Genomic DNA, 22,269 nt, shown 5'->3' with positions numbered 1-22,269 from the left:
AACGCCAGCCTAAATAACAGGGCGAAAGATACATTGCCACACTTGTAAATATCAAACTTTTTAAAGCCTTATTGTCCTTTACTTATGTTAAGCATCGGATAAAACCGCCCACTTACCGCGAATCTATTTCAAAAGGTGTTACAACATATCATAAATAGGCTTTGTACTGAGCGACGGTTTGTATTCCCAGTGCTGGTGTATAAGCGGTCAACCACTATTACGAGTAGAGTACTAAAACAATGAAAAAACTTTCTATTTTAACGTCTTGTATCGCACTAGCGTTGTCTGGTTCAGCGCTTGCTGCTGAGTCTGCGCACACTAACAATACACTTACCTATCAGGACCTGTTCAACATTGAATACGCCGCGAACCCGGTAGTCATGCCAAACGGCAAGCAAGTTGTCTATGAGCGCCGCAGTATGGATATCATGACAGACAGCCTGAAAAGAAACCTGTGGACCGTATCGCTGGATGGCAAAACACACCTGCCACTGCTGTCAGACACGCACAACCATTTCAGCCCGGTGTTTTCACCAGACGGCACAAAAATGGCCTATCTTTCCAGCAAAGAAGGCAAGGTTCAAATCTATGTCCGCGATTTAGCATCGGGCCTGACTGCGCGGGTAACGGATGTTGCGATGACACCCAGTAGCCTGAGCTTCTCACCGGATGGCAGCCAGCTGGCTTTCTCCATGTTTACACCGGGTAAGGCTAAGCCGCTATTCAGCCTCGACTTTAAACCCAAAGACGCTAAATGGGCCGACAATGCTCAGTACATAGATCAAGCCCTGTTTCAGCGTGATGGAGCAGGGATGAAGCGCCCGGGCAACATGCACGTGTATGTTGTACCCGCCATTGGCGGCTCGCCGCGACAAATTACTTCAGGCAAACATGACTATGCGGGCTCACTGGCCTGGTCAGGCGATGGCAAGCAGATCATTGTCTCAGCCAATACACATGATGATGCCCAGTTTGACATATTCAACAGTGATCTACTGGCCATTGATGTACTCACAGCCAAGGTCTCCGAACTGACCGCGATGTCTGGCCCTGAGTATAGCCCTACGCTTAGCCCCAACGGTAAAAAACTGGCATTCCTTGGCTTTGAAGACAATGGTAAATCGAACCAGATCACAGAGCTGTATGTAATGAATCCGGATGGCTCAGACATTAAACGACTGACACCTAAGCTGGATCGCAGCGTTGGCGACATAAAATGGGCCGACAACAGTAAGGGCTTATATTTCAGTTATGACAACGAAGGGAAGAAGCACGTCGCCTATGTCTCTTTATCTGGCAAGTTAAAAACCCACACCGATGCGCTGGGTGGTATGAGCTTAGGTCGTCCTTACACGTCGGGGCATTTTGATGTAACCGACAATGGTCAGATTGTGTACACTCAGTCTACAGGCGTGCGCCCTGCTGATTTGGCCGTGGTCAGTAAGCGTGGAAAAGTCACTCAACTGACCGACTTGAACAGTGATGTGTTCGACCATAAAACTCTCAATCAGCCTGAGCTAATGGAAGTAAAAAGCAGTGTTGACGGCAGACGCCTGCAAGCCTGGATTGTGACCCCGCCTAACTTTGACCCAAATAAAAAGTACCCGCTGATCCTGGAGATCCACGGTGGCCCACATACCGCGTACGGCCCGGAATTTTCGACCGAAGTCCAGCTGTTCGCAGCCGCCGGTTACGTCGTGGTTTATGGTAACCCAAGAGGCTCAACGTCCATGGGCGCTGACTTTGCCAACGAGATTGATAAAAACTACCCGTCAGAGGATTACAACGACCTGATGGACATGGTTGACGGTGTAATTGCCAAAGGCTACGTGGATCAGGACAACCTGTTTGTCACCGGCGGCTCTGGCGGCGGCACGTTAACCGCCTGGATCATCGGCAAAACAGACCGCTTTAAAGCATCGGTGGTTGCAAAGCCCGTTATCAACTGGACCAGCATGATTGGTGCCTCAGACATCTATACCTTTATGACGCGATACTGGTTTAGCGATCTGCCCTGGAACGACTACCAGCAATACTGGAACCGCTCGCCGCTGTCTCTGGTTGGCAATGTGAAAACGCCCACTATGGTACTTACCGGTGAACTCGACGTACGCACCCCAATGAGTGAAAGTGAGCAATATTATGGCGCGCTGCAACTACAAGGGGTAGACAGTGCCTTTGTGCGCATCCAGGGCGCCTACCACGGCATTGCCGCCAAACCCTCCAACCTGGCACGTAAAGTGGGTAACATCCTGGCCTGGTTTGACAAGTATCGAACCGACAACAAAGCAGACTAAGTCTTATCAGCCACCCGCATGCCGGGTGGCTTCTGATCACACGAATTGGTTACAGCCACCATGAAGTAGCACAATATTAAAAGAATTTACTCGTTTTTTTTCTGTGCTAAAATCGCCCGCTTGTACATTCTTGGGTAAAATACGGAAACAAACATGGACTTCCCTTTGGCTGAACTGAGCTACTTCGGGCTCTTTCTTGTGGTGCTATTTGTCGCAAAATGGCTCTATAACGCGACCACTTCGTACAACACCTTCACGGAAATTGAACAGAACAAAAACCAGGCTTTGGCAACATCAATCAGTGGTTTCTTAATTGCGGTCACTATGATGTATGTAGCAGTCCTTCAGGGACCAAGTAAAGGCCTGTTAACCGATCTCATCAATGTAAGTCTTTACTCACTGGTAGGGCTTGGGTTATTGGTGGTAACACGAGTGATTAACGACAAGCTGCTGTTGCCTAAGTTTTGTAACACTACACAACTTATCACTCATCAGAATCTGCCGGTTGGGGTCGTACAATTTTCCAGTTATATCAGCGCCGGGTTAATTATCGCAGGGGCTTTGAAAGGAGAAGGGAGTTTTGCCTCGGCCATTGTATTTTATGTGCTCGCTCAGCTGGTTCTGCTGGTCGCAAGCAGACTATATGATGCCCTGACGCATTTTGACCTGCACCAGGAGCTGCAAAACAACAATATGGCGGCGGCCGTCAGTTTTGCTGCAACCAAAATTGCCACCGGTATTATCTTATTCCACGCACTGCGCGGCGCTTTCGAGAGTTGGTCAGATAGCATTACACTATTTTTTATCGACGCAGCCATTGCGCTGGTGCTGCTGCCCGTAGTGCGCTTACTGACTGATTTAGTGCTGATGCCAGGAGTGAGAGTCAATAAGGCCATCGCACAGGGCAATACCGCGGTTTCTTTAATTGAAGCGAGCGTGGCCGTATCGGTTGCCGTGGCAATTTTCTACACACTTTAAAAAGGACATTTTATGAGTGTGATAAAAACCTTTTTCCTGGCTTTAGTCATCCTGACTTTATGCTTTGTTGGCGGTTTGGTGTTGGATGAACAAGTTGCCAAGGTGCCGTTTGCTAAGAGTACAGAATATACCAATCAGGACAAGGCCTACCTGTTCGATGTGCCTGAAGATGGCCAGATGATGCGCTTTGAACTTAAGGGCGTGATGAAGATGAATACCTGGAAAGCCATGGATATGGAAGTCTATCAGGCCGATGGCACTTACCTGTTTAGTTATCATGATGAGCTGTGGTCTGAGTCAGGCAGAGACTCCGAAGGCAGGTGGACCGAACATAAAAAGGAAGCCTCGTTTAAAATTCGTTTTGCCAAAAAAGGCAGCTACCAGCTGTATTTGACTGATCAAAGTAGCAACAATCAAAAACTGAATAACACGCTCTACTACTTTCGTGTTGTGCCTGTGCGCGGAGATGCCAGTGTACTAAAACCGCTTTTCTATATCGCACTTATTGTGGCTTTCTTGTGTTTTGCAGTGCTGGGCAACCGCTATGAAGAAGATAAGCCGCTGTCTGGCAAAACAACCTATAACAAAAAGCCCTATGGTCATAACCCTTTTGGCGATCAAGCCCGCCCCTCGCGTGCCCCGCTGTATGCCTGGTGCTTCTCCCTAGGACTGTTTGCCTTGCTGTTCAGCTGGGGGTATAAAAATGACGACGACATTAATTACGTCAGCTATGCCTATGGCAAGTCGCAAATGACGGTTGATCGCAGCATTCGTCAGCAGAGCTTGTCTGGTGCCAATCATCGCGGTGGCAGCGGCCGGGGTGGTAAATAAGTGCTCAGAGAAAGCCATATCCTGCTGTTTAGCATCTTTATTGCCGGGTTATGCTCGATTGTTTATGAGCTGCTGATAGCAACCACGGGCGCTTATTTCCTGGGCGACAGTGTGATGCAGTTTTCTATTACCATTGGCGTCTATATGGCGTTTATGGGGGTGGGCTCGTACCTGTCTAAGTGGGTCACTGACAACACACTACTGACACAGTTTATTGTGTACGAGCTGATGCTGGCGCTGATTGGTGGCAGCTCAGTACCCTTGCTATATTTTTGTTATGCTCAGGGCTGGCATTTTCAGAGTATGTCGGTTGCATTGACCGCTTTGATTGGGATTTTTGTGGGTCTTGAAATTCCGCTGCTGTCACGGCTGATGGAAAAGCACTATACCTTAAAGGTGAACCTGGCCAATGTGTTGTCTATTGATTATCTGGGTGCGTTAATCGCCACCCTGGTTTTTCCACTGGCACTGCTGCCCTGGCTTGGTGTTTTTAAAACCTCACTGCTGTTTGGGCTTATCAACTTGTCCATCGCCTTAACCTTATTGTGGTATTTTTACGCTCAGTTTCCCCCCAGGCAGGCACGCCTGTTAAGGTGGCTCCTGGTGCTGGTATTACTCACGCTCGCAGGGTTGATGTTCTTCAGCAAAGCGCTGAATCATCACTGGAATGAGACCGTGTTCGAAGACCGTATTGTGCACAGTGAACAGTCGCGGTATCAGCAGCTGATCATGACCAAACACAAAGAGGATGTACGTTTGTATTTAAATGGTGGCTTGCAGTTTTCTGCCATTGATGAATACCGCTACCATGAATCACTGATCCATTTGCCAATCCAGCGCCAAGCAGCGACTCGCAACGTCCTGATCTTGGGCGGTGGCGACGGCCTGGCAACCAGGGAGTTGCTCAAGTACCCTGATATTGAATCCATCACCCTGGTTGACCTGGACCCGGCCGTGGCAGAGCTTGCCCGCAGCAATTTTCACCTCAAACAGCTCAATCAAAACGCGCTGCACAGCCCCAAAGTTAAGGTGCTCAATCAGGATGCGTTTGTCTATCTGACAGACACGCCCGACAGATACGACTTAATCGTGGTGGACTTACCCGACCCTAAAACCATTAGCCTGGCCAGGTTGTACAGTAAGCAGTTTTATACCCTGGTAAAACACCGCCTGAATACACAAGGCATTATGGTGACTCAGGCAACCAGCCCTTACTTTGCGAAGCAGGCGTTTTGGTCAATCCATAATACGGCGGCGTCGGTGGGCTTTCACTCAGTTACCCCGTATCATGTGGATGTGCCCTCATTTGGCAACTGGGGATTTGTTATGGCCTGTAAAACAGCCTGTGAATTACAGCACAACGCCCTGCCCGACACGCGTTTTTACAGTCCAGATATAGAACCTTTATTAATGACGTTTCCGGCTGATATGCATAACACCCACAGTAAAGTCAGCAGCCTGGATCAGCCCCATGTGCTCTACTATTATCTCGATGGCTGGAAATACTGGAACTAGTTAAAGAGGCTACTAATCTGGTACTGAGTTTACAAACTCCAGTAGCCTTTTAATCGACTCACTACCATCAATTACACCATCTGCGATGTCTTCACAGATCCGGATAATTTCGTTTCTGGAGCCAAAAGGGATCGCTTCAAGGCACTCTATTTCTTCTCCGGCAACACGTAACGCATCATGCACGTCTGAGCATTCCGCGCGTTCAATTGCACTAATAATAAAGTGCTTTCTCTGCTGATTTGTCATGCAAACATAGCTCCCGCAATATATTTTATTTGTCGACAAAAGTTTTAGTCAAAATTCGCCAGACAGTTTAACGCCTGTATAGCATCAAGTAACCTGACATAGTGCATTTTTGGTCTATAGATATCCACCCCGGCAATTTTATCATCCTCGGTGCACACAGTAAGCCTCTGATTTAAATGGTTCTTATAATATAAGGGCAAGCTGGAGACGTACATGGCTAGTAGCGTTAAAACCAAACAGCCTAGCTCGCATCACAAACCAGGCTGTTTGAGAACAGAAAAAAGCCCTGCCGTCCCTGGCCGGGCTGTCATTGCTCGTTAAAAGCGCACTTCAATACCGGCGGCAACTTCACCGATGCGGTTGGCGCTCAGGCGGTAGTGGCTGTAGCTGAGCGTCAGCGCGGTGCTGTCGCTCAGCTGGTAGCCCACTGCGCCACCAAAGTACGCACTGGTGCCTTTTTGTTCGTACTGAACAAAGTGACGACCGTTCAGGGTACTGTCAATCTGATAGTCCCAGTTGTAGGCGCCCAGGAACAGCTCGCCATGCACTTTGTCAAAGCGTGCCACTTCCAGACCCGTTTGCAGTGCAAAGCCTTCTGGCAGAACCGGGGCGACACGCGCCATGCTTTGGTGCCAGCTGTCTGGTGTTAGTGTGCTGCCGCTCAGCGTCACCCGACCCTGGCCCAGGTCGATATAACGCAGACCCGCATACCACTTAGGCATCAGCTGATAGAAAGCACCGGCTGACCATGACTGGCTGCTGTCGTCGACGTTCGAGACCTGAGTCCCCGCAGGCAAGGCACTGAACTGGCTGTTAGCTTCAGCCTGTCCTAACGTTGCCTGAACACGCCACGCATCTGCCAGTGCAGGTGCACTGACCAGGCAGCTGGCCGTCACAACCGCGTAAGCCGGGAGCGCCGACTTGCGACGACGCAGTACCAGCGCCGATACCATGACCATTAACAGACCACCCAGGCTACCAGATGACTTGTTTTCTACCGTCGCAACCTGATGGGCTGTTACGTTGATTTTCGCAATCCCGGTGCTGGTCGCACCTTTTGCGTCTTTGACCTGATAAGTCACTGTGTCTTCTCCATTAAAGCCCAGTTTTGGCTCATAGCTTAGGGTCCCGTCAAGGTTAACGACTGCCTTGCCGTGCGTCGCCGTTGCGCTGATAAGCGTCAGGGCGTCACCATCCGGGTCCATGTCGTTGGCCAGAACATCCAGGATAACGCTGGCCTGATCATGGGTGCTGGCAGTATCGAGCTGAGTGACTGGCGCGGCATTGACCACCAGCTCAACCGTCACTGTGGCGCTGGACGTACCGCCCTGGCCATCGGCAATGCTGTAATTGATGGTTGCCGTACCAACATAATCCACCGGCGGTGTATAGCGTAACTGATTATCGAGAATTTCAACCTCACCAAAGTCGGCGCTTGCGCCCGTAATGGTCAGCGTATCTCCGTCAGCATCGCTGTCGTTTTCCAGTACATTAATAAATACCGGCAGACCCGCACCCACAGTCAGGGTATCAGCCTGTGCCACGGGTTGTGTGTTGTCGCTCATCAGAACGGCAATACCACCCGGATCAACGATGCTGCGGTTAGCAATGCCGTCGTCGTCGTTCGGACCACCATCCACAATTTGCAGTTGCACACACCAGTCGCCTTCGTTCAGGCCATCGCGCCATTCGTTGCTGCCCGGAGGTGGGCAGTAACCCGGCTCACCCGTTGCCGACAGGATGGCATTGCCGTCTGTGGTAACAAAGTTCACCCACTCACCGTCACGGAACTTACGGTAAATCGCGTTAACCGGGATAGGTTTACGCTGCGGGATCACGATACCGTAAACGTCGCCCGCCTTAGGCAATCCGGTGGCGATAAAGTCGAACACCCCACCTATGTTGGTCGCTTCGCTATCCACAGGCAGCTCAGTTTCAAGCAGCTGTGCACCGCCCGTGGAGTTCTGTGCCACAGTTGCCCCTTTACGCAGACATACGCCCGGCTCACCTTCTACCAGATACTGATTCGCATCTTTTACCTGGCCTGGGATCACGTTACAGTCGCTGTTGGCATCCAGGTAATCCGGAATACCGTCATTATCCGAATCCGCAAAGCCTTCCTGATCATCCGGAATAAGGTCACCATCGCTGTCCACGCTGCTTAGCTGTGGCAAGCTTTCAACAACTTCCAGATAGATATCCTGAGTGGCAGACAACGCCGGTGTGCCATCATCGGTTGCCGTTACGCTGAGTTTGTAGATCCCCGCAGCCAGCACGCTTGGGTCAAATTCAAAGCGACCTGCCTCAAAGCTCAGATCCGTCATTTGTGCGTCTGCCGCTTCCCAGCTCAGCGTGATGCTGTCTTGCGGATTGGCATCAGTTGCCGCTGCGCTCACCACAACAGACTCACCATTTTGCACTATCAGCGTACGCGACTCACCACTTTGGGTGGTATTAACCGTCAGCGCTGGCGCAACGTTGTCTTCCACTATGGTCACGGTAGAGCTGAACTTGGCACCCCGGTTTAGCGTGTCTGCCAGGGTGATCACTATGCTTTCATTCCCTTCGACAATGCCGTCGGCAAAGACGTTAAAGGTAATGCTGGCCTCAGTACCCGATTCAATTACCACTTCGCCGTCAAGCAAGTCATGGTCGTTACCATCGGCCGAGCCAGTAACGGTATACGGTACTGTCACCGGGTAACTTGGTGCCGGACCATTGAGGAAGACCTTGACCGTGTGGCTTTGCTCTTCCGCAATCTGGCTGTCTTTGCTCAAAGACACCAGCGGGTTCACCGCAACCGTCTGCTTCTTCACCGTTGACTGTTCATTACCATCGGTTGCTTTCCAGTAAACCTGATGCAGGCCCGGCGCAAAATTCGTCACGCCATCCACCAAGGACACCGCCAGCGGATTGCCATTACTGTCAAAGGCAGAAGCTGTACCTAAATCAACTTTAGTAAACAGACCGGTTGCATCCACACTCATATCGTTCGGTACGCTCAGCGTTGGCGCGTTAGCCGCAGCGGAGGCGGTGATCTCAACCGTCGCCGTCGCCTGTGCACGTACACCCGCGCTGTCCGCCAGCATATACGTGATCACAGCAGTATCCTGCGCGCTTGCCTGCGGTTGATAAACCAGTTGACCATCGCTGATAGAAACGCTACCGATAGAGGCACTTGCACCGACCAGGGTCAGGGTATCGCCCGCATCCACATCGCTGTCGTTTGCCAGTACATCCAGGCTATAGCTGCTTGCCACGTCGCCGAAACTAAAGGCATCGTTTTGTGCCACCGGCGTATCGTTTACAGCATTAACCGTGATGCTGACTTGCGCCTCATCTGAGTTCATTTCGCCGTCGTTGACCACATAGCTAAAGCTATCTGAGCCATTGAAGTTGGCGCCCGGAATATAGCTGAACAAGGTGCCCTGCACGCTCAGCGTACCGCTGGCAGGCTGCTGGGTGACTGTAATGCTCAGGCTGTCCTGATCAGGGTCTGTAACCGGCGCACTGAAGCTGGTTGACGCATCTTCGTCGACAAACACCTGCATCGTCTGTGCAACCGGCTTGGCATTGACATAGCCAACTTGGATGGCAAATGCAGGCAGTGATGCCGTTAATTCGCCATCCGATACGCTAATTACAATGTTTGCATAGTTGCCCACATCATCCCGGCCCGGTGTACCAGACAAAGTACCACTTTGCGCATCAAAGTTAGCCCAGGCAGGCTGGTTCTCAATGCTGAAAGTGAGTGAATCACCATCTAAGTCGCTGGCGTCTGGCGTAAAGCGATAAGCAGTGTCCTGATCCACACCCGTTGCCGGTGTACCTGTGATCACTGGTGCATCATTCACGGCAGTCACATTCAGCGTGACTTGCACCGGCTCAGACTCTGCCTGGCCATCGAAGGCCACAAATTGCAGACTGTCTTCACCATTGAAATCAGCATTCGGCGTATACAGCCAGCTGTTATCACTTTGCTGTGTCAGCGTGCCTGAGTTGACGCCTTGTACGATTTGATAGCTCAGCGCGTCTGCATCGATATCCGTGGCTGTCAGAGTGATTAACACACTGCCATCTTCAGCAACGTTCAGCACCTGGGCGTCTGCCACTGGCGCATCGTTCACAGGCGTAACCGTCATGGTCACAAGCGCTTCGTTCGATACAGCACCTGCCGCGTCTTTCACCGTGTAGGTAAAGGTATCCAGACCATTAAAGTGCGCATTCGGTACATAGACAATCGCACCGCTGTCGGTCACTGTGACTCGACCACTTTGTGGCTGGCGAACCACAGTCACACTGCCTGGGTCTAGCTGGTCGTTGGCATCCACATCGTAGTCATCACCCAGTACATTGACTTCATATGAACCTTCTTCTTCGAGCTGCGCGGTGTTGTCAGTCGCGACCGGCGCATCATTCACTGGCGTGATATCAACGTTAACGGTTGCCGGCTCAGAGCTCAGCCCTTCGCTGTCCATTAGAGTATAAGTAAAGCTGAAGCTGCCGTTCACATCCGCTTTGGGTGTGATCTCAATCTGACCATCAGCCAGCACTGTGACATCCGCCAACTCGTAGGCACCTGCACCATTGCCCTTGTCTTCGAGCATCACGTTGGCACCATTGAAGCCCTGATCTTCCACATCGGTGTCATTGTTCAGGATATTCAGTGTGCCGGTTTCGTCTTCGTTAATCGTGACGCTGTCGCCAGCCGCCACCGGACGGTCGTTGACTGCACCAATGTTAACAATCACTTCAACTGGCTCAGACACCAGGCCTTCGCTGTCCGCAATGGTATAGCTGAATGCATCACTGCCCGTAGCGTTGGCGTTTGGTGTATACACCAGCTTGCCAGACTCCTGGTTCACAGTGACAACCCCTTTGCTCGGCAATACGCTCAGTGCAACCTCACCTTGTGGGTGGGTGTCTTCGATGTCGCTCGATAAGGTGCGTACATCCAGCTCATCGCTCGGCGTGTCTTCTTCTACCGTTAACGTCGCGCCTTTGGCAACAGGCTGATCGTTCACCGCCACAATACTGATGGTCAGCGTGGCCGCTTTAGAGGTGTTACCCGCCGCATCTTTCACCGTGTAGGTCAGCGTGTCCTGACCCGTGGCATTCTCGTTTGGCGTATAAGTCAGCTTACCATTGGTGATGGTGTAGCTACCCAGCTGAGGCTCAGTCACTACCGCCGCAGACGCTGCCACCATATCGTTTTCTGCGTCAGAATCATTCTCCAGCAGATCCAGGGTGTTCGGTGTGTCTTCTGTTACCGTCAGGGTGTCATCGAGCGTCACTGGCGCATCTGCCAGCGGATTAATCGTCAGCGCCACGTTACGCGTCTGAGACAGTTCCCCTGCGGCATCTTTCACCTGATAAGTGAAGCTGTCGCTATGGTTTTCGCTGCCATCATGAGTGTAAGTGAAGCTGCCGTCTGCGTTCAGTAGCAAAGTACCATACTGCGGCTGGCTCACCATCACGGCGCTCAGGCTGTCTTCGCTGTCTAAGTCGTCATCCGTTGCACTGCTCAGCAAGCCCTGCTGAGATACAATGACCAGTTGCTCCGCTTCATCCAGTGTGAAGCTAAAGTCCTGCGCCACAGGTGCATCATTGGTGTTAACCACTTCAATGTTGAAGGCAGGCAGTGCGTGCTCGGCTTTACCATCATTGACGGTGATAACGATTTGCTCGTAGTTGCCAACGTGCTCATCGCCCGGCGTACCGCTCAGTTTACCGGTTTGCTCATCAAAGCTTGCCCAGTCTGGTTTATTGCTGATCACAAAGGTATGGGTGTCATCGCTGTCCGAGTCTGTCAGCTGCGGCTCAAACACATACTCAGCATCTTCGTTCACAGTGGTTTGCGGTGTGCCCGACAGCACCGGGGCCACATTGTACTTTTTGGTCACCGCAGCCGTCACAGGCTCGCCTGCGTTGTTTGCTTCGTCGTATACCACAACGGTCAGGATCAGACGCCCTTCTGCCAATGCAGAGACATCAACCCCGGTGACACTTTGTGTGGCTGCTGTGATGCTGATAGGCGACTGACTGCCCACCGACGTAGTGCCATCACTGACCTGATAAGTCAGCATGCCTTTGCCTTCAAGCCCGTTCAGGGTAAAGCTCATGGCCGTTTCGTTATCACGGTTGATTAAGGTCTGGTCGATACTGACCGACTGACCGCTTGGGGCTGTCGTATCCTGGCTCAACACCAGCGGCTGCGCTGCCGTATTGGCATTGCCTGCCGCGTCATTGAATACGCCTGCCGCAATGCTGATGGTCACGTCACCTTCCACATTCGTATCCGGCGTAAAGGTCGCCTGATAGGTGGTCGCATTCAGTGCTTTAAACTCGCTCAGGCTACCGCTGCTTGCAACGATGTCTTCCTGTGTAAAGTCTGCACTTGGCTCGCTCAGTACAATGGTGAGCAACGCCTGCTCACCGGCTTTCAGTGCCTGGTCGTTAGACTTCAGGCTCACCACTTGTGGCGCGGCAGTGTCAAGTATTGCCGTTCCTGAAGCTACCTCAGAGACATTGCCTGCCGGGTCGGTCAGCGTCACAGTCACGTTAAGCTGGCCATCGTTCAGATTGCTCAGGTTAATACCACTGATAGTCTGGTTTGACTCAGTAACGTCACCTTGTGCCGATACCGGCAAGCCGCCTTGCGCGCTGCTGATCACATAGTGATAACGGGTCCCCACTTCGGCATCGCCCAGCGTAATGCTGGCCGCATTGGCATTGGTGCCATGGTAGTAAGGTGCGCCAAACGCCACACTGTGATTGCCCGGCGCCTGAGTATCTACGTTCAGAGTCAGGGTATCAGAAGCCTGATTCGGGTTGCCCGCTGCATCGCTAAACTTGCCAGCGGCAATAGCAATGGTGCCTGCTGCTTGCGAGTTCTCGCTCGGCGTGAACACGGTACGATAGCTGGTATCGCTGATCTGCTCCAGCTCAGACACAGTACCGCCCGCCACGTTCAGCGAGCTCTTATTAAAGTCAACAACGGCTTCGCTCAGACCAATGGTGATCACGCTGGTCTCGCCTGCTTTAAGGGCGCTCTGTGACGCACTCAAAGTGGTAATAGTCGGTGCAGTTGCATCCAGCTTGGCTTGTTTAGTCAGTGCTGCCGCCGCATTGCCTGCGCTGTCGGTAAGTACCACAGACAAGCTCAGCGTGCCGTCTTTCAGCTGGCTAAGGTTTGCAATATTAATTTGCTGGTTCGCCGCTGTGATGGTCTCAGTGCCCGTCAGTTCACCGCCGCCCGTGCTGGTCAGCGTGTAAGCATATGTCGCGCCCACTTCGGCGCCACTGAAGCTAAAGCTCGCTGCATCGCGATTAGCCAGGTTATAGGTTTGCTGATCTAAGGTTACCTCGTGACCACTCGGCGCCACGGTATCCAGGGTCGCCGTGTCCATAGCAGCCACACCGGCATTGCCAGCCTTATCGGTCAGCGTCACAGACAGGCTCAGCGGTCCATCGTTAAGGTTTTCGATATCCGTAATAACCACTTGCTGCTGCGCGCTATCAAGGGTGCCCGTGCCACTGACGCTGCGGCCGTCGCTGCTCAGTGTATAAGTATAAGTTGCACCGTCTTCGCCGCCGCTCAAGTCAAAACGAATGGAGCTCGCAGAGCTGTTATAAACGTCTTTATCCAGTGTCACCGCATAACCGGTTGGTGCCTGGGTATCGACGTTAAGCTCAACCGATTTCGCCTCAGTATTGATGTTACCTGCTGTGTCGTTGAAGGTATTGGCCTTCACCGTCACGCTGCCTGTCGACTCACTGTCAGCGGCTGGCGTGAAGATAACCTGGTATTGGGTCCCGATGTCATTAACCGCTGTAAAGCCAGACAGTTCACCACTCGATACCGCCAACGATGCCATGCTGAAGTTACTGCTTGCCTCACTCAGGGTGATGGTGATCACACTGGTTTCGCTCGCATTTATCGCGGTTTTTGATGCCGTGATAGCGTGTACTTGTGGTGCAACAGTATCCAGGTCGGCTGAGTCCATCACAGTGTTGGACTGGTTGCCTGCGGTATCCGTTAGGATAACGTTCAGCATCAGCGAGCCATCTTTGAGGTTATGCATGTCCAAAATGTTAACAGTATCCGTTGCACTGTTAATGGTGCCAGAGCCTGAGACTTTGCCACCACCGCTGCTGGTCAGGGTATAGGTATAGTTTGCACCGACTTCAGCATTGGCAAAGCTAAAGCTGGCGCTCCCCAGTGCCTGGCTATGGTACTGAGACATGTTCATTGCCACGCTATGACCTGCAGGCGCTAGCGTATCCACATTAAACTGCTGCTCAGTAGCAGCAACCTGGTTACCTGCTTTATCCTTGAATGCGCCGTCTGCAACGCTCACAGTGACTGCACCGCTTGCTTGTGGTGCAGCGACATATTGCGCGCTATAACGGTTGTTGCCCAGAGCCTGGAAATTCTGGAAGTTACCCGCACTTGACTGAAGATCGCTTTGCTCAAAGCCCGTGATTTCCTCACTTACAACAAACTCAAGCGTCACAGGCCCTTTGCCAGATACCCCTTGTGGTGCGATGATCTGCAAGGTTGGCTTAACATTCTCGTACACAATATCCTGTGTGAATGGCTGCGATTCATTACCATGGTCATCAATCACAGTGACCGACAGCGACAAAGTGCCATCGTTCATGTTTTGGATACCATTGCTGTCTGAGTCAAAACGAATAACCTGCTCAGCGGTATTAATATCACCACGACCACTTAGCGACTGCATCGTCCACTGATACGTTGCACCTTGCTCTGCACCCAGCAGCCTAAACAAGCCGTCTTTAATGGTATCTGCATTAAATGCCGTGCCACTAACAACCACATTGGGTTGATTTGGTGCCTGAGTATCAATGTCAAAGTTAAGCACAGGCGCTGCGGTGTTGGTATTCCCTGCGGCATCGGTAAACGCACCGGCTTTAATTTTAAGTGAACCAGCAGTACTAGAATTAACTGCTGGCACATAGGTTACCTGATAGACGGTAGAGCTCAACTTTGTAAATCCAGTCAGTGTGCCGCCTGCGGCCTCAAGGTCACTGATATCAAAGTCATCACTTGGCTCAGCCAGCACAATATCGACCACCGCCGTGCCGTCTTTGTTTAGCTTGGCAAGAGAAGCTTTAAACGTAGCAATGCCAGGTGCACCTGAGTCTAAACGGGCAAAACTGGTTTGTGCTGCTGAGGTGTTACCCGCAACATCGGTTAAAGTAACCGACAGGGTCAGTTCACCATCATTCAGGCCACGAAGGTCAACAGGTGAAATGGTTTGCGTCGCACTTTCGATGGTGCCGGAGCCGGTAACCGCGGTTCCACCGTTTCGACCAGTAATGGTATAGCTGTACTTGGAGCCAACCTCAGCGTTACTGATATTAAAGCTTGCCAGTGCAGCGCTGGTAGCATGATAGGATGAAGCGGCAAATGCCGTATTGAAACCAGCTGGCGCAAGGGTATCTATAGATAACACCAGGGTATTATAGTTTTCTGAGTTGCCCGCGTTATCGAATACCACCGCATCTATCAAGTACTCCCCGTGCGGTATATTTTCAGTCACACTCAGTAACCAGTTACCCTGTTCATCTACATTGGCCGTACCCAGTTCGCGGATAACTTGCCCATCACGTGATTTCAGCGTCAGTTTGACATAATCAGCACCGGGCACTTTGCCTTCAAACGTAGGTCGTTGCGAGTTTCCAACCGCACTTCCACTACCAGAGTGACCAGCCAGCTTAACTGTCGCCTGCGAACCAATGCTCGGAGCGCTGGTGTCAATCACCACAACCAGAGGACTGGAGGGCGTGCCACTGACCTGACCATTCATTACACTGGCGGTGATGGTATGAGTGCCCGTATTCAGATCATTCGCTGGCGTTATTGACCAATAGCCTTGGCTATCCACAACAGCTGTGCCTATCACACCTGCTAAATCACTGCTGAGTTGTATCGTCGCTCCCGGTGACGCCGTGCCGGTAAACTGCGGCCTGGTCACACTGGTGATATTGTCGCTGTTGCTTACTCCCTTATCTGATGCAGGAGACAAGCTGGGCTTTTCTGGGGCAACCTCAGGTAAGTTATTAATCACATTCAGCGTAACAATCTTACGGAAGCTAGTCTGGCTGCCAGTGGCCTCAACACAGATCTGATTTAGTCCAGGAGCTAACACTGAAGACGAGCTCAGGTTATAACCATCCGCAGTCAAGCCAGTAAATATTGCGTCGTTGCACAGGCCATCACTCACCGAGAAAAACTGAAATGTGTGACTGGCACTGTCTGCATCGGTTACTGCGATGGTAGCAAAGACATTGTTATACAGCATTGCCGACTGATTAACCTCAGTGAGGCTCAAGCGTATGTCTGTTGCCGGATCATCCTTACCAGTGACCGCAAATGGCACCGTGATATTAGATACTGGCGACACACCATCTTCAAGGCCATCTTCCAGTGTTAAAATCAGGTTGTCAGAGCTTTGTTCCGCACCAAGGTGCGTATAACTAAGTAACTGATTGTCAATATCAGCTTGAGTGAACTGGCTACCAGCAGCCAACTTTTCACTGCTTTCTAGAACATCGTTTTGATTGGCATCTAGATACAACTCCCCAAACTCGGGTAATGATTGCACTGTGTAAGTCAGTTCAGACGCGCTATCGTCAGTGTCTGTAAACTGAAGCTGAGAATTCAATATCGTAACGCTTTCACCCTCGCCAACGGCAATAGTTTCGTTTTTCACACGCTGAGGGGCGCTGTTGGCATCGACAATATTGCCGGAAATATTCACCACATTGTGCGTATTCCCATTATTGCTCAGGTCTACTTTAATGGCAGCTTGCCCGACATATCCAGCCGCAGGCATAAATGCAATTTTATTGATGATCTGGTTGAGGTCCGCGATAGGGCCCGTTATTTGTAAACTGCCATTGCTGTCATCTTGAGTGATTCCCAGACCAAAATCGGCAATATTTTCTGGTAACTTAAAAGCACCAGCATTGGCTGGCGACACCTCTAAGCTTAAAGAAACTTCAGTGTCATCGGGATCTTCAATGGTGTAATTAGGAAGTAATAGTGATGCACTGCCAGATTGTTTTATCTGCTTTTGCTGTGCAGTACCACGGTCAAATGACACAATTTCAAGATGCTGCTGTGGGAAAAGCGAACTATCTTGACCTCGTAAGTAAATGCTTAAGTCATCCTTGCTATTGACCGACAACTCTGGATGCGCATTGACTTCAAAAGGTACTTCGAACTCATACAGAGTTTTAAATTGCTCACCAACAACTGATGAGACAATAATACGAGAATTACCTTGGGTACCCGACGCAACCTCAACACTGTAATGAGAATAACTGCCTAGAATTGTTGCGCTGAAATCGCTTGTTACAGTCTGACCAAGTTGCATAAGTAAACTCTTATCAGCAGAGTAGTTTCGATACGAGATACTCAATTTGTCTGGAGAACTGACACGCCTAGAAAAAGTACTGTAATGGAAGTCCTGAACCTCAGGGTTGGCCTTAATATCAAATTCATATTGTCCAGTCGTAGAGTTTGAACTGCTGCCGGCTCTGCCATCTATACTAACCAACTCACCATCTACAATTTTTTTGGAGCTGTAGGCGTACCAGCTCATGGCACTCTCAGTCCCCAGGTAACCTGCTATACCATACGCAAGTACGTCTCCTGACTTTGTCAAATTTAGCTTTAAGTAGCCATCCATAGGAGTTGTTGTGTTGCCCCAACCACCTGAAGATTTCGTAGCGAAAGGCTCTGTGAACAGGAACTCATCCTGCCAACCAGCTATGGCTGAATATTTTACTATGCGCCCATGAATTATTTGCTTCGAATGGAAAAGCAGGTAAATATCGTCTTGCCCGTCTATGGTAAACCCAAATGTTTTACCCAAAGTGGTGTGAACATTGTAGGCGTTGGCCGAGTCTAGCTCAGGGCTCAACTTAAGTAGCTGTGTTTGTGTCACATCATATTTGTACACGTCGACGACAGCATCACCATTGCTGTGCATACTCAAAAAGGCAAACACAGGAGAGTTGTCACTGCTAAACAGCAACTGGGCATCATGCACCGAACCACCATTTACATCATGACTACCTATCGGCGACCAACGACTACCATCAAACTTATAAAAATGCACTTTATCATTCAAAAAATAAGAAGCATATGTATTACCATGAATATCCGGCTTGATAACCAATTCACTTCCTTTGAGCATGTCAGGAATTAGCGCAATACTCTGGGCATATACTTTTGAACTCAGCGCGGGGGCATCATCAGTAGCGTTAACAGTGATAGGGATACGTATTTTTTCTCTCGTTGGGTAAGTATCTCTAAGCGAGGCATTCCAAGACACAGAGGCGTAAAAAGAGAGCTCTGTACTATTCACCTCAGCGCCATCATGTAGATAATAGTATCCGCCGGAAATTAAACTCGCATAAGTGAACCCATAAGAGGAGTCACTCCTTACGCGTTCACTCCTTTGCAAAATACCATCCTCATTTCTATCGTAGTACAGATGGCCTCCCTGCATCTTGCTATCTGGATAAAATCGGATTTGCTCCGACAGGCCTTCCGCAGCTGCACCGAAATCAATCAGCCCCTCAACTAGTTGCACTGCTCCGCCTTCAGCCACAGATTGGGGGGTTATAGTTAATAAAGGTTCAAACTCTTGCGCATCCGTCACTGTTAGAGTGAACGATTTATCCGTCGATTGGCCTGAGATTTTGTGCTTAGCAGTAACAGTGAACTGGTACTGGTTATTATTGTCGCTGTCAGATGGTGACTCAAAATCAGGGCTCTCTATAAAATAGATATATCCAGAACTGACTCTGAATAAATGTGCATCAACTCCCGACAAACTATATTCAATGTCTTTGTAGTCGTCATCATATTGATCTGGCGTGGTCGCCCTTGCATTAACAGAATTAGATGAATTCTCAGTTTGCTCTTGCTCTGAAGAGACACTGTCGCTAAACACAGGCTTTGTTGGCGATACATCTGCCAGAACCATGGGGCTTTGCAACGCAACACCACCCAATAACGCGGCTTGGATATGCCGGGCTAATTTACTTTTTTTACTTATGCTTTTATCACTAAGAGACATCAAACTACCTACTAACACTTAATTTTAAAATATGTTGCCCGGCCAAATCCCCTTTCGGCCAACAGCTGTGTGGCTACGGGTAAATACCACACAGCCTGAATATGGAACGTTACATTGAGCAAGCGCAGCGCGAGCGCACCAGGTTTGCCAGCCCGCTCAGGGCACAATTGGCAAGCAAAACGGTACGTAAGAGATCGTGAGTCAGTTCACAGGAACCCACGAAAACAAAGAAGGGGTAGCCAAAACGGCTGACGGCTCTGAATAATAACGACTGAACAATACAGTCTGAACACGACAGGCATGCAAACCTATTTCTGAGCCTGGTAATAATACTTTAAACGCTCACCAGCATATATGCTGGTAACATCGAGCCACCCGATTGGATGACCTACTTTTTACCTAACCCCTCGACCTGAAAAACTGCGGTTTTTCGCCTGACAGAAGACAGCCTGAGTGCTTCAGGTGTCTTATATTTTGCTTTGTAACTAAATTTAATTATTTAGATTATATACACAAAACAACCAGAGTAGAACAATTTTTACCTTATAAATCAGATATTAAGAGATTAATAATTAAACCAAAAATTGACATTTATACACATAAAAGAAACAAAGCAAGGCGATTCTGTTTGCGTTTAAATGCTCATGCATATAGATAAAGGGTACAGGAAAACACCAACTCAAAACCATTACACGTTATTACACGCAAATAAAAACTGACTCATCATCAGATAAAACCAGCACTTTGTAATGAGTGCTATCGCAAGATTAGCCTTGATTGATTTTTACGAATGCAGGCATCTATAAATTCCATTAACAATTTTGCAAACCTGTAACTATACTCGCTGAGAATTAAGCAGATACACTGGCGGCTGGTTAGGGTTTGACCGGTCGGCAGGCATTTCACAGAAATAAGGTAACCACTATGAATACAAAAATATTCAGAAAATCGGCCTTAGCCGCGCTGGTAAGTTTAGCGGTAACAGGCCTCAGCGCCTGCGCCAGCAACAACGACCTGCAACAAGGCAGCCAGTCTAATGGCGAGATCAGCAAACCAAAAGGCGCGGTCGGTTCCGGCAATGCGCCTATGGGCGTGGCCAAATCTAATCAGTTCTGGTGGCCGGATCAGCTTGACTTATCTCCCCTGCGCGACCACGACGGCCGCTCTAATCCTCTGGGAGAAGACTTCGACTATGCCATGGCATTCAATCAGTTAGACATGGCAGCGCTGAAACGTGATATGAATGAGCTACTCACTACATCACAAGACTGGTGGCCAGCCGACTGGGGCAACTACGGGCCGCTGTTTATTCGCCTGGCCTGGCACAGCTCGGGGACCTATCGTACATTAGATGGTCGCGGTGGTGGTGATGGCGGTCAGATGCGTTTTGATCCACTCAACAGCTGGCCAGACAATGGCAACCTGGATAAAGCCAAGCGCCTATTGTGGCCGCTTAAGCAAAAGTACGGTGCGCAAATTTCCTGGGGCGATTTGATGATCCTGGCCGGTACCGTTGGCCTGGAAAACATGGGTTTTAAAACTTATGGTTTCGCCGGTGGGCGCACGGACGACTGGGAACCGGATCTAGTCTACTGGGGTCCTGAGGTTGAAATGCTGGCCAGTGATCGCGAAGAAAAAGACGGTAAATTACAACGTCCGCTCGGTGCAACACACATGGGCTTAATCTACGTGAATCCGGAAGGCCCCAAAGGTAAGCCCGATCCGGTAGGCTCGGCCAAAAACATCCGCGTGGCGTTTGGTCGAATGGCCATGAGTGACGAGGAAACCGTGGCGCTGATAGCCGGTGGCCACACCTTTGGTAAAATGCACGGCGCGCATAAGGCCAGTAAATGTGTGGGTAAAGAACCCGGTGGTGCCGCCATTGAAGAGCAAGGCCTTGGCTGGAAAAATACATGTGGTAAAGGCCACTCTGAAGATACCGTCACCAGTGGCCTGGAAGGTGCGTGGACTCAGGCACCTACCCGCTGGACTACGCTTTACCTGCAAAACCTGCTGAACTTTGAATGGCAGCAAACACGCAGCCCGGGCGGTGCCATTCAGTGGATCCCAACCGATGAAGCACTGCACACCTCAGTACCCGATGCGCATGTCAAAGGGAAGTTTAATTCACCCGTGATGACCACGGCCGATCTGGCACTCAAGTACGACCCGGAGTATCGCAAAATCGCCGAGCGTTTTTTGGCCAACCCGGAAGAATACCGTCTGGCCTTTGCCAAAGCCTGGTACAAGCTTACGCACCGTGACATGGGCCCGCGTGCCCGCTATCTGGGTAATACCGCCCCTGATGAAGCGCTGATCTGGCAAGATCCTGTGCCAGCGGTCGACCACGCTTTAATTAATGAAGCCGATGCCAAGGCAATCAAGCTGGATATTCTGAAAACCGGGATCAGCGTACCGGCGCTTATTCGCACCGCTTGGGCGTCTGCTGCCAGCTTCCGTGCCTCGGACATGCGCGGTGGTGCCAACGGTGCCCGCATTATGCTGGCACCACAAAAAGACTGGCCAGTTAACAACCCGGATGAGCTATCGTCCGTTTTAAATCAGCTGCAAGCGGTACAGGCGCGCTTTAACCGCGCAGCCGGTGGCACTAAGCAAGTCTCTATGGCGGATGTGATTGTTCTGGCGGGCGCCGCCGCAGTTGAACAGGCAGCCAAAAACGCCGGTATTACGGTGTCTGTGCCTTTTACCCCAGGGCGCACCGACGCGACCCAGGCACAAACCGATGTAGATTCATTTGCGCTGCTCGAGCCAAAAGCGGATGCGTTCAGAAACTACTTTGACGTGAACGCCAGCTACCGCTCACCAACCGAAATGCTGGTTGATAAAGCCGATCAGCTCAATCTGACAGTGCCAGAAATGACGGTGCTGCTGGGTGGTTTACGTGTACTGGGTGCCAATGCCATGGACTCTCAGCACGGTGTATTTACCGATAAAGTGGGCACGCTCAGCAATGACTTTTTCGTCAATCTGCTGAGCATGTCTCATCAGTGGCAAAAAACCAGCCAAGCCGGTTTGTACGAAAGCATTGACCGCAGCACAGGCAAAAAGCGCTTCACGGCCACCAGTGTGGATTTGATCTTTGGCTCAAACTCAGAGCTGCGCGCCGTGGCCGAAGTCTATGCCTATGACAACGCCCAGCAAAAGTTTGCAGAGGACTTTGTTAAAGCCTGGCACAAAGTGATGCAACTGGACCGCTTTGATTTGCGTCATCAGTTGTAATCCCATCCCAAAAGTCAGCGCCTGCGATAGGCGCTGACTTT

At 50.5% G+C, this 22,269-nt stretch carries 7 protein-coding genes; 5 read left to right on the top strand and 2 right to left on the bottom strand.

The genetic code is table 11. The features are described from left to right. Nucleotides 1–239: 239 nt before the first annotated feature. From C3B51_RS00100 to C3B51_RS00085, 4 genes are all read left to right on the top strand, one after another. A complete protein-coding gene (locus tag C3B51_RS00100) occupies nt 240–2,297 on the top strand; it encodes a S9 family peptidase (RefSeq protein WP_130243751.1) in 2,058 nt (685 codons plus the stop codon). A gap of 153 nt (nt 2,298–2,450) precedes the next feature. Further along, complete coding sequence (locus tag C3B51_RS00095; protein WP_125720518.1) at nt 2,451–3,275, top strand: DUF350 domain-containing protein; 825 nt, start codon at nt 2,451–2,453, stop codon at nt 3,273–3,275. A gap of 12 nt (nt 3,276–3,287) precedes the next feature. Beyond that, complete coding sequence (locus tag C3B51_RS00090; protein WP_130243750.1) at nt 3,288–4,106, top strand: hypothetical protein; 819 nt, start codon at nt 3,288–3,290, stop codon at nt 4,104–4,106. Beyond that, the gene (locus tag C3B51_RS00085) at nt 4,107–5,621 is read left to right on the top strand and encodes a polyamine aminopropyltransferase (protein WP_130243749.1); all 1,515 of its coding nucleotides are present in this window, start codon (nt 4,107–4,109) and stop codon (nt 5,619–5,621) included. Nucleotides 5,622–5,633: 12 nt separating this feature from the next. Here the strand turns inward: C3B51_RS00085 and C3B51_RS00080 are convergent, their stop codons facing one another. Beyond that, a complete protein-coding gene (locus C3B51_RS00080) occupies nt 5,634–5,867 on the bottom strand; it encodes a hypothetical protein (RefSeq protein WP_130243748.1) in 234 nt (77 codons plus the stop codon). 317 nt (nt 5,868–6,184) lie between these two features. Continuing rightward, nucleotides 6,185–18,988: a tandem-95 repeat protein gene (locus C3B51_RS00075; RefSeq protein ID WP_130243747.1), complete on the bottom strand. Its 12,804-nt coding sequence runs from the start codon at nt 18,986–18,988 to the stop codon at nt 6,185–6,187. Between the two features lie 924 nt (nt 18,989–19,912). On the opposite strand from C3B51_RS00075, the gene katG reads away from it, so the two are divergent. Beyond that, nucleotides 19,913–22,228: a catalase/peroxidase HPI gene (gene katG, locus C3B51_RS00070; RefSeq protein ID WP_130243746.1), complete on the top strand. Its 2,316-nt coding sequence runs from the start codon at nt 19,913–19,915 to the stop codon at nt 22,226–22,228. Nucleotides 22,229–22,269: the final 41 nt, after the last annotated feature.

The organism is Pseudoalteromonas rubra (genome assembly GCF_004212645.1).
Lineage (GTDB): Bacteria > Pseudomonadota > Gammaproteobacteria > Enterobacterales > Alteromonadaceae > Pseudoalteromonas > Pseudoalteromonas rubra_G.
The sequence above is the reverse complement of the archived record's forward strand: the minus strand, read 5'-3'. Positions and strand labels throughout refer to the sequence as shown.

What these genes read in the sequence shown, in the direction of transcription:
- C3B51_RS00090 (WP_130243750.1), top strand. Translation starts at nt 3,288, where the DNA reads ATGAGTGTGATAAAAACCTTTTTCCTGGCTTTAGTCATCCTGACTTTA.
- C3B51_RS00080 (WP_130243748.1), bottom strand. Translation starts at nt 5,867, where the DNA reads ATGACAAATCAGCAGAGAAAGCACTTTATTATTAGTGCAATTGAACGC.
- katG (WP_130243746.1), top strand. Translation starts at nt 19,913, where the DNA reads ATGAATACAAAAATATTCAGAAAATCGGCCTTAGCCGCGCTGGTAAGT.
- C3B51_RS00100 (WP_130243751.1), top strand. Translation starts at nt 240, where the DNA reads ATGAAAAAACTTTCTATTTTAACGTCTTGTATCGCACTAGCGTTGTCT.
- C3B51_RS00075 (WP_130243747.1), bottom strand. Translation starts at nt 18,988, where the DNA reads ATGTCTCTTAGTGATAAAAGCATAAGTAAAAAAAGTAAATTAGCCCGG.
- C3B51_RS00095 (WP_125720518.1), top strand. Translation starts at nt 2,451, where the DNA reads ATGGACTTCCCTTTGGCTGAACTGAGCTACTTCGGGCTCTTTCTTGTG.